Annotated in this window: 7 protein-coding genes; all 7 read right to left on the bottom strand. The window is 67.2% G+C overall.

Annotated features, from left to right (window positions below; genetic code table 11):
• A partial coding sequence (gene fusA / locus DMB66_RS56910; protein WP_125812314.1) for an elongation factor G occupies nt 1–1427 on the bottom strand: 1427 nt, incomplete at its 3' end.
• Nucleotides 1428–1517: 90 nt separating this feature from the next.
• Entirely contained in the window at nt 1518–1988 is a 471-nt protein-coding gene (gene rpsG, locus DMB66_RS56905; protein ID WP_125812313.1) for a 30S ribosomal protein S7, read from the bottom strand.
• Between the two features lies 1 nt (nt 1989).
• Nucleotides 1990–2364: a 30S ribosomal protein S12 gene (gene rpsL, locus DMB66_RS56900; RefSeq protein WP_014440718.1), complete on the bottom strand. Its 375-nt coding sequence runs from the start codon at nt 2362–2364 to the stop codon at nt 1990–1992.
• A gap of 402 nt (nt 2365–2766) precedes the next feature.
• The gene (locus tag DMB66_RS56895; RefSeq protein ID WP_233625564.1) at nt 2767–3261 is read right to left on the bottom strand and encodes a hypothetical protein; all 495 of its coding nucleotides are present in this window, start codon (nt 3259–3261) and stop codon (nt 2767–2769) included.
• A gap of 129 nt (nt 3262–3390) precedes the next feature.
• Entirely contained in the window at nt 3391–3729 is a 339-nt protein-coding gene (locus DMB66_RS56890) for a hypothetical protein (RefSeq protein WP_125812315.1), read from the bottom strand.
• Nucleotides 3730–3816: 87 nt separating this feature from the next.
• On the bottom strand, nt 3817–7704 hold the full coding sequence (locus tag DMB66_RS56885) for a DNA-directed RNA polymerase subunit beta' (RefSeq protein WP_125812312.1): 3888 nt from the start codon (nt 7702–7704) through the stop codon (nt 3817–3819).
• Nucleotides 7705–7811: 107 nt separating this feature from the next.
• Nucleotides 7812–10637 (bottom strand): DNA-directed RNA polymerase subunit beta (locus DMB66_RS56880; protein ID WP_125812311.1); only part of this gene is annotated, 2826 nt, incomplete at its 5' end.

Below are 10637 nucleotides of genomic sequence, written 5' to 3'. Positions count from 1 at the left end.
ATGTTCGCCTCGACGTTGAACTCGCGGCGCATGCGGTCCACGAGGATGTCGAGGTGCAGCTCGCCCATGCCGGCGATGACCGTCTGACCGGTCTCCTCGTCGTTGAAGACGCGGAAGGTCGGGTCCTCTTCGGCCAGGCGCTGGATCGCGACGCCCAGCTTCTCCTGGTCCGACTTGGTCTTCGGCTCGATCGCGACCTGGATGACCGGCTCCGGGAACGTCATCGACTCCAGGATGACCGGGTGCGCCGGGTCGCTCAGCGTGTCACCGGTGGTGGTCTGCTTGAGACCCTGCACCGCGATGATGTCGCCGGCCCACGCCGTGGGGCGCTCCTCGCGCTTGTTGGCGTGCATCTGGTAGATCTTGCCGATCCGCTCCTTGCGGTCCTTGGTGGAGTTGACCACCTGGGAACCGGAGTCGAGCGTGCCGGAGTAGACCCGGACGTACGTCAGCTTGCCGAGGTGCTTGTCAGTCTGGATCTTGAAGGCCAGACCGGAGAACGGCTCGTCCATGGACGGCTTGCGGATGATCGGCGTCTCGCCGTCGGCCGCGACACCGTCGATGGCCGGGACGTCCAGCGGCGACGGCAGGTAGTCGACCACGGCGTCGAGCATGGGCTGAACGCCCTTGTTCTTGAACGCCGAGCCGCACAGCACCGGGTTGGCCTTGCTGGCGATCGTGGAGCGCCGGATGGCAGCCTTGATCTCCTCGATGGAGACCTCGACGCCGTCGAGGTACTTCTCCATGACGAAGTCGTCCACGTCGGCGAGGGTCTCGATCAGCTTCTCGCGCCACTCCGTCGCGGAGTCGAGTAGCTCGGCCGGGATCTCCTCGATCGCGTAGTCGTCACCCTTCTGGGTCTCCCCGCGCCAGGTGAGCGCCTTCATGTTGATCAAGTCGACGACACCGATGTGGTCGCCCTCGAGCCCGATCGGGATCTGCAGGACGAGCGGGGTGGCGTTGAGCCGGTCGATCATCATCTGCACACAGCGGAAGAAGTCGGCGCCGGTCCGGTCGAGCTTGTTGACGAAGCACATCCGGGGGACGTGGTACTTGTCCGCCTGCCGCCAGACGTTCTCCGTCTGGGGCTCCACGCCGGCGACACCGTCGTAGACCGCGACGGCACCGTCGAGCACCCGCAGCGACCGCTCGACCTCGACCGTGAAGTCGACGTGGCCGGGCGTGTCGATGATCTGAATCGTGTAGCCCTTCCACTCGCACTTCGTGGCGGCGGAGGTGATGGTGATGCCGCGTTCCTGTTCCTGTTCCATCCAGTCCATGACGGCCGCGCCCTCGTGGACTTCACCGATCTTGTACGTGATACCGGTGTAGAACAGGATCCGCTCGGTCGTCGTGGTCTTACCAGCGTCGATGTGCGCCATGATGCCGATGTTGCGTACCTTGGCGAGCGCGTCTGCGGCAGCCACTTCAATCCCTACTCTTCTTCGTCGTCGTCTCTGCAGGACCGGTACGACTGAACTGTGACGGCCCGGCGGGAACCGGGCCGGCAGCGGGTCTTACCAGCGGTAGTGCGCGAAGGCCTTGTTGGACTCCGCCATCTTGTGGGTGTCTTCACGCCGCTTGACGGCAGCACCGAGGCCATTGCTGGCGTCGAGCAGCTCGTTCTGCAGTCGCTCGATCATGGTCTTCTCGCGGCGGGCCTTGGAGTACTGGACCAGCCAGCGCAGACCGAGCGTGGTCTGCCGCGGCGTGCGCACCTCGACCGGCACCTGGTAGGTCGCGCCACCGACGCGGCGGCTGCGGACCTCGAGGGTCGGCTTGACGTTGTCCATGGCGCGCTTGAGGGTCACCACGGGGTCGGTGCCGCTCTTCTCGCGGCAGCCCTCGAGGGCGCCGTAGACGATACGCTCGGCGAGCTGACGCTTGCCGCCGACCAGGATCTTGTTCACCAGCTGGGTGACCAGCGGCGAGTTGTAGACCGGGTCCGCTACCAGCGGGTGTTTCGGCGCGGGGCCTTTACGCGGCATGTCAGCTCTTCTCCTTCTTCGCGCCGTAACGGCTGCGCGCCTGCTTGCGGTTGCGGACACCCTGGGTGTCCAGCGAACCGCGGACGATCTTGTAGCGGACGCCCGGGAGGTCCTTCACACGACCGCCACGCACGAGCACGATGGAGTGCTCCTGCAGGTTGTGGCCGACGCCCGGGATGTACGCCGTCACCTCGATCTGGCTGCTGAGCTTCACACGAGCGACCTTGCGCAGCGCAGAGTTCGGCTTCTTGGGGGTAGTGGTGTACACGCGCGTGCACACGCCGCGCCGTTGGGGGCTTCCCTTCAGCGCCGGCGTCTTGGTCTTGCTCGTCTTAGCCTGGCGGCCCTTTCGGACCAGCTGCTGGATCGTGGGCACCGGGTTTCTCCGCTCCCTTCGGCCGCCCTTCAGCGGCCGCACCGTCTTCGTTCTGCCTTGTGCACCGAAGGATCCCGTTTGGATCCCCCGGCACCCGCGGTCGGGCGTGTCGCCCGGCCACGGTCCCGCTGCGCGCTAGACACGCGCAACGAGTGTTTCTGTCTTTGTCAGGGCTGGTAAACCCTGTCGTGCCACTGCCCCGTCGGTTACTACAGACTCGGGCGCACGCACGAGTTGCCCGGGCGAGCCCGGGCACGAGGGGAAAGAGTACCCACCGGGGGGACACAGGTCAAAACGAGGATGTTCCTCTGACTGCTTCCCCTGATGGACATCTCCAGCTAACAAGTGTACCGGGTGCCTCGGCGTACCGCCGCGCGGTGTCGTATCTCGCGCTGCGAGGCCTCAGGAAAATTGCAACACCACTACCAACAGCAGCGTCAGCGCCGCGATTCCCAGCCCCGCGCCGCCGCACGAGATCCCCGCGGTGGCCAGGCCGCGCCCGACGAAACGGACCCGGCCGTCCTGTCCGGAGCGCCGGATCTGCCGCCGGGCGGCCAGCCCGACGCCCACCCCGCCGCCGCCGACCAGCACGCCCAGCAGCGCGAACGCGCCCGCCACCACCGCGCCCCAGCCGTCGGACAGGCCGGAGAGGCCGAAGCAGAGCACCAGGGTGGAGACCAGGATCGAGGCGATGCCGGCGATCAGCGAGCCGGTGGCCAGGCCGGACGTGATCGGCGCGACCCTGAGCTGGACCAGGGCGAACTCGGTGCCCGCCACGGGCTCCAGCCGTTCCGGGGTCCACGCCTCGCTCGGCTTGGGCGGCAGCACCGGCGGCGGAGGGCCGGCCATCGTCACCGGCTGTCCGGCCGGTGGCCACGAACCTGGTTGCTGCGTCACCGGACCGTCCCTCTCGCCACGTACCCCTGGATCTTCGAGCATGTCACCCGAACGTGGTGTTGTGCAGCCCTGGGGCCGCTGACTGGGCTCATACAGCGAACTTGCATGGGTTTTCCGCCGCGGGTGGGCTCAGTCGGTGTTGGAATCGAAGTCCTGGCCCCCGGGGGCGGCGGCCAGGTGGAGCAGCCCGGCGATCGACGCGACCACCAGCGCGGTCAGCGCCAGCACGATCCCCGCCCAGGCCAGCCGCTCCCCCCGGCGCACCCAGGTCGCACCGATCAGGTAGCCGCCGGCGGCATACGCCTCGCGCCTGACCTGCCGGGCCAGCATCAGGGCCAGCGTGGCGGGAATCACCCCGCCGACGAGTGCACCGGTCAGGAACGCCAGCAGCCCCAGCGCGAAGACCGCCCGCGCCTTGGTCGACGGCACCGGTTCCGGATCCATCGGGTGGCGGGTGGGCACTGTCATCGCGGGGTAGGTCACCCATTCATCTTAGGAACACCGAAGGGCGGCCGCGCATCGAAGCGCGGCCGCCCTTAACGGTGTGGAGAAACCTTAGCGGTACGACCCGAAGTCGAAGTCGTCCAGCGGCACAGCCTGCCCGCTGGCCGGCCCGAAGCCGTAGTCGGTCTCGGGGTACCCGGTCATCGAGTACACCTTCGCCTTGGCCTCCTCGGTCGGCTCGACCCGGATGTTGCGGTACTTGCTGATGCCCGTACCGGCCGGGATGAGCTTGCCGATGATGACGTTCTCCTTGAGGCCCACCAGCGAGTCGCTGCGCGAGTTGATCGCAGCGTCGGTGAGCACCCGGGTGGTCTCCTGGAAGGAGGCCGCCGAGAGCCAGGAGTCGGTCGCCAGCGAGGCCTTGGTGATACCCATGAGCACCGGACGACCGGCGGCGGGCTCGCCACCCTCGCCCACGAGCCGGCGGTTCTCCGACTCGAAGAGCGCCCGGTCGACCAGCACGCCCGGCAGGAACTCGGTCGCGCCGGAATCGATGACCGTGACCCGCTTGAGCATCTGGCGGATGATGATCTCGATGTGCTTGTCGTGGATGAGCACACCCTGCGAGCGGTAGACCTCCTGGACCTCACTGGTCAGGTGGACCTGGACCGCGCGCGGGCCCATGATGCGCAGCAACTCGTGCGGATCGATGGTGCCCTCGGTGAGCTTCTCGCCGACCGCGACGTGGTCGCCGTCGTGAGCCCGCAGCTTGACGCGCTTGGAGATCTTGTCGTACACGATCTCCTCGCTGCCGTCGTCCGGCACCACGATGATCTTGCGCGAGCGCTCGCCGTCCTCGATGCGCACGCGTCCCGGGGTGTCGGCGATGGGCGCCTTACCCTTGGGCACGCGAGCCTCGAAGATCTCCTGCACACGCGGCAGACCCTGAGTGATGTCCTCACCCGCCACACCACCGGTGTGGAAGGTACGCATCGTCAGCTGCGTACCCGGCTCGCCGATGGACTGGGCCGCGATGATGCCGACGGCCTCGCCGATGTCGACCGCCTTGCCGGTCGGCAGCGAGCGGCCGTAGCAGGCAGCACACACACCGAGCTTCGACTCGCAGGTCAGCACCGAACGCACCCGGACGGTCTCGACGCCGGCCGCGACCAGCTGGTCGACCATGATCGAGTTCAGGTCGTCGCCACGCGACACGACGCGGTTGCCCGCGGCGTCGTCGATGTCGTCGGCCAGCGTACGGGCGTGCACGCCGGTCTCGGCGTGCGTGTGCACGACCAGCTTGCCCCCCTCGCGGTCCGCCACCTGCATCGGGATCGCGCGGTCGGTGCCGCAGTCCTCCTCGCGGATGATGACGTCCTGCGAGACGTCCACCAGGCGCCGGGTCAGGTAACCCGAGTCGGCGGTACGCAGCGCGGTGTCGGCCAGACCCTTACGGGCACCGTGCGTGGAGATGAAGTACTCCAGCACGGTCAGGCCCTCGCGGTACGACGAGGTGATCGGGCGCGGGATGATCTCGCCCTTGGGGTTGGCCACCAGACCACGGATCGCGGCGATCTGCCGGAGCTGGAGGAGGTTACCGCGGGCGCCGGAGTTGATCATGACCCAGAGCGGGTTCTCCTGCGGCAGCGCCGTCTCCATCTCCTTCGAGATGTCCTTGGTCGCGTTGGTCCAGATGTCGATGAGCTCGCCGCGACGTTCCTCGGCGGTCATCAGGCCACGCTGGTACTGCTTGTCGATGCGGTCGGCCTCGCCCTGGTAGCGGGCGATGATCTCCGGCTTGCGCGGCGGGGCGATGACGTCGCCCATACCGATCGTCACACCGGACCAGGTGGCCCAGTGGAAACCGGCCTCCTTGAGCGCGTCCAGGGTCGCCGCGAGGGCGACCTTGGGGAAGCGCTCGGCGAGGTCGTTGACGATCGCGGAGAGCTGACCCTTGCGGATCTCGTAGTTGACGTACCGGTAGCCCGGGGGCAGCGTCTCGTTGAAGAAGACCCGGCCCAGGGTGGTCTCGACGAGCAGCTTGTCGCCCGTCTCCCAGCCCTCCGGCCGCTCCCACGTGGGCGAGCCGGCACCGTTGTCGACCTCGAGCACCTCGGGGAGGCGGATCTTCACGAGCGACTGCAGGTGCAGCTCGCCGTTGTCGAACGCCATCCGTGCCTCGGCGTCCGAGCTGAAGACCCGGCCCTCGCCCTTGCCACCCTTGGTCAGGTGGGTCAGGTAGTAGAGGCCGATGACCATGTCCTGGGTGGGCATGGTGACGGGCTTGCCGTCGGCCGGCTTGAGGATGTTGTTCGACGACAGCATCAGGATCCGGGCCTCGGCCTGCGCCTCGGCCGACAGCGGCACGTGCACCGCCATCTGGTCACCGTCGAAGTCGGCGTTGAACGCCGTACAGACGAGCGGGTGGATCTGGATCGCCTTGCCCTCGACCAGCTGCGGCTCGAAGGCCTGGATGCCCAGGCGGTGCAGCGTCGGTGCGCGGTTCAGCAGCACCGGGTGCTCGCTGATGACCTCTTCCAGGACGTCCCACACGACCGCGCGCTGCCGCTCGACCATGCGCTTGGCCGACTTGATGTTCTGCGCGTGGTTCAGGTCCACCAGGCGCTTCATCACGAACGGCTTGAACAGCTCCAGCGCCATCTGCTTCGGCAGGCCGCACTGGTGCAGCTTGAGCCGGGGGCCGACGACGATGACGGAACGGCCGGAGTAGTCGACGCGCTTGCCGAGCAGGTTCTGACGGAACCGGCCCTGCTTGCCCTTGAGCATGTCGGACAGCGACTTCAGCGGACGGTTACCCGGGCCGGTGACCGGCCGGCCGCGGCGGCCGTTGTCGAACAGCGCGTCGACGGCCTCCTGCAGCATCCGCTTCTCGTTGTTGACGATGATCTCGGGGGCGCCGAGGTCGATCAGCCGCTTGAGCCGGTTGTTCCGGTTGATCACGCGGCGGTACAGGTCGTTCAGGTCGGACGTGGCGAAACGGCCACCGTCGAGCTGCACCATCGGGCGCAGGTCCGGCGGGATGACCGGGACGCAGTCCAGCACCATGCCCAGCGGCGAGTTGCGGGTGTTCAGGAACGCGGCGACGACCTTGAGCCGCTTGAGCGCACGGATCTTGCGCTGGCCCTTGCCACTGCGGATGGTCTCGCGCAGCGACTCGGCCTCGGCGTCGAGGTCCATGTTCTGCAGCAGGGCCTTGATGGCCTCGGCACCCATGCCGCCGGTGAAGTACTCACCGAAGCGGTCACGCAGCTCGCGGTAGAGCAGCTCGTCGGTGACCAGCTGCTTGCTGTCGAGCTTGCGGAAGGTGTCGAGCACCTCATCGAGCCGGTCGATCTCGCGCTGCGCCTTGTCACGGATCTGGCGCATCTCGCGTTCGCCGGCCTCCTTGACCTTGCGGCGCACGTCCGCCTTGGCGCCCTCGGCCTCCAGCTCGGCAAGGTCCTGCTCGAGCTTGGCGGCGCGCTTCTCGATCTCGGAGTCGCGGCTGTTCTCGGACTGCCGCTTCTCGGCGAAGATCTCGTTCTCGATCGTGGACATGTCGCGGTGACGCGCTTCGGCGTCCACGCTCGTGATCACGTACGAGGCGAAGTAGATGATCTTCTCGAGGTCCTTGGGCGCCAGGTCGAGCAGGTAGCCCAGCCGGCTCGGCACACCCTTGAAATACCAGATGTGCGTGACCGACGCGGCCAGCTCGATGTGGCCCATGCGCTCACGACGGACCTTGGACCGGGTCACCTCGACGCCGCAGCGCTCACAGATGATGCCCTTGAACCGGACCCGCTTGTACTTGCCGCAGTAGCACTCCCAGTCCCGCTGAGGACCGAAGATCTTCTCGCAGAAGAGTCCGTCCTTCTCGGGCTTGAGCGTGCGGTAGTTGATCGTCTCGGGCTTCTTGACCTCACCGTGCGACCACTGCCGGATGTCGTCAGCGGTAGCAAGGCCGATGCGCAACTCGTCGAAGAAGTTGACGTCGAGCACTTGGACTATCCCTCGTGTTTCGTTGCTCGGATAAATTCCAGGCCGGCGGGGGCGTCCCCGGTGCCGAGCTCACCCAAAGGCGGGCAGGTCACCGGGGACGCTCTCCGTCAGATCTCTTCGACGCTGCTGACGCCCTCGTTCGGGCGCCTGGACAGGTCGATGCCGAGTTCTTCCGCGGCCCGGAAGACCTCGTCGTCCGTCTCGCGCATCTCCAGGGCAACACCGTCGCTGGAAAGCACCTCGACGTTCAGGCACAGCGACTGGAGCTCCTTGAGAAGCACCTTGAAGGACTCGGGGATTCCCGGCTCCGGGATGTTCTCGCCCTTGACGATGGCCTCGTAGACCTTCACGCGGCCCAGGACGTCGTCGGACTTGATGGTGAGCAGCTCCTGCAGTGCGTAAGCCGCACCGTAGGCCTGCATCGCCCAGCACTCCATCTCGCCGAACCGCTGGCCACCGAACTGCGCCTTACCACCCAGCGGCTGCTGCGTGATCATCGAGTACGGGCCGGTCGACCGAGCGTGGATCTTGTCGTCGACCAGGTGGTTCAGCTTCAGGATGTAGACGTAGCCGACCGAGATCGGGTCCGGCAGCGGTTCACCGGAACGACCATCGAAGAGCAGCGCCTTGCCGTCGTTGTTGACCAGCCGCTTGCCGTCACGGTTGACCAGCGTCGAACCCAGGAGACCCTTGATCTCGTCTTCCTGGGCACCGTCGAAGACCGGGGTCGCGACGTTGCTGTCCTTGGGCGACTCGTGGGCGTCGATGGCGCGCAGCTGCCGCTTCCAGTCAGCGTCGTCGCCCTCGACCTCCCAGCCCGTCTTGGCGATCCACCCGAGGTGGGTCTCCAGGACCTGGCCGATGTTCATTCGCGAGGGCACACCGAGCGGGTTGAGCACGATGTCGACCGGGGTGCCGTCCTCCAGGAACGGCATGTCCTCGATCGGCAGGATCTTGGAGATGACGCCCTTGTTGCCGTGCCGGCCCGCGAGCTTGTCACCGTCCTGGATCTTGCGCTTCTGGGCGACGTACACCCGGACCAGCTCGTTCACGCCGGGGGGCAGCTCGTCGCCGTCCTCCCGCGAGAACGTGCGGACGCCGATGACCGTGCCGGTCTCGCCGTGCGGCACCTTCAGCGAGGTGTCCCGGACCTCCCGGGCCTTCTCACCGAAGATCGCGCGCAGCAGCCGCTCCTCGGGGGTCAGCTCGGTCTCGCCCTTGGGCGTGACCTTGCCGACCAGGATGTCGCCGGGCACGACCTCGGCACCGATCCGGATGATCCCGCGCTCGTCCAGGTCGGCGAGCATTTCCTCGCTGACGTTGGGGATGTCGCGGGTGATCTCTTCCGGGCCGAGCTTGGTGTCGCGGGCGTCAACCTCGTGCTCCTCGATGTGAATCGAGGTGAGGACGTCCTGCTGCACGAGGCGCTGCGACAGGATGATCGCGTCCTCGTAGTTGTGGCCTTCCCAGCACATGAACGCGACGAGCAGGTTCCGGCCGAGGGCCATCTCCCCCTCGTCGGTGCACGGACCGTCGGCGATGACCTGGCCGGCCTCGATCCGGTCGCCCTCGAAGACGACCGGCTTCTGGTTGACGCAGGAGCCGGCGTTGCTGCGACGGAACTTGTGCAGCAGGTAGGTCCGGCGGTGGCCGTCGTCCTGGTGCACCGTCACGTAGTCGGCGCACAGGTCCTCGACCAGACCGCCGACCTCGGCCACGACCACGTCGCCGGCGTCGACAGCGGCACGGTATTCCATGCCCGTGCCGACCAGCGGCGCCTCGGCCTTGACCAGCGGAACGGCCTGACGCTGCATGTTCGCACCCATGAGGGCGCGGTTGGCATCGTCGTGCTCGAGGAACGGGATCATCGCCGTCGCGACCGAGGTCATCTGCCTCGGCGAGACGTCCATGTAGTCGACCTCGGTGCCGGGCACGTAGTCGACCTCACCACCCTTACGGCGGACCAGGACGCGATCCTGCGCGAAGGTGTTGTCGGACGCGAGCGTGGCGTTCGCCTGCGCCTTGACGTACCGGTCCTCCTCGTCCGCGGTGAGGTAGTCGACCTGGTCGGTGACCACGCCGGACTCCACCTTGCGGTACGGGGTCTCGATGAATCCGAACGGGTTCACCCGCGCGAACGTCGAGAGGGCACCGATCAGGCCGATGTTCGGGCCTTCCGGCGTCTCGATCGGGCACATCCGGCCATAGTGGGACGGGTGCACGTCACGGACCTCGAAGCCCGCCCGCTCACGGGACAGACCACCCGGACCGAGCGCGCTCAGTCGACGCCGGTGGGTCAGGCCCGCCAGCGGGTTGGTCTGGTCCATGAACTGCGAGAGCTGCGACGTGCCGAAGAACTCCTTGATCGCCGCCACCACGGGGCGGATGTTGATCAGGGTCTGCGGCGTGATCGCCTCGACGTCCTGGGTCGTCATCCGCTCGCGGACGACGCGCTCCATCCGGGACAGGCCCACGCGGACCTGGTTCTGGATGAGCTCGCCCACGGTGCGCAGGCGCCGGTTGCCGAAGTGGTCGATGTCGTCGGCCTCGTAGCCCTCCTCACCGGCGTGCAGCCGGCAGAGGTAGTCCACGGTCTTGACGACGTCTTCCTCGGTCAACGTGCCCCGGACGATCGGGACGTCGATGTCGAGCTTCTTGTTGAACTTGTAACGGCCGACCTTGGCGACGTCGTACCTCTTCGGGTTGAAGAAGAGGTTGTCGAGCAGGGTCTGCGCGTTTTCGCGCGTCGGCGGCTCGCCAGGGCGGAGCTTGCGGTAGATGTCGAGCAGGGCCTCGTCCTGCCCGCCGATGTGGTCCTTCTCGAGCGTCGTCATGAGCAGCTCGGACCAGCCGAACCGCTCCCGGATCTGGTCCGCCGACCAACCGATCGCCTTCAGCAGGACGGTGACGGCCTGCCGGCGCTTGCGGTCGAT

The organism is Actinoplanes sp. ATCC 53533, assembly GCF_003947245.1.
The sequence above is the reverse complement of the archived record's forward strand: the minus strand, read 5'-3'. Positions and strand labels throughout refer to the sequence as shown.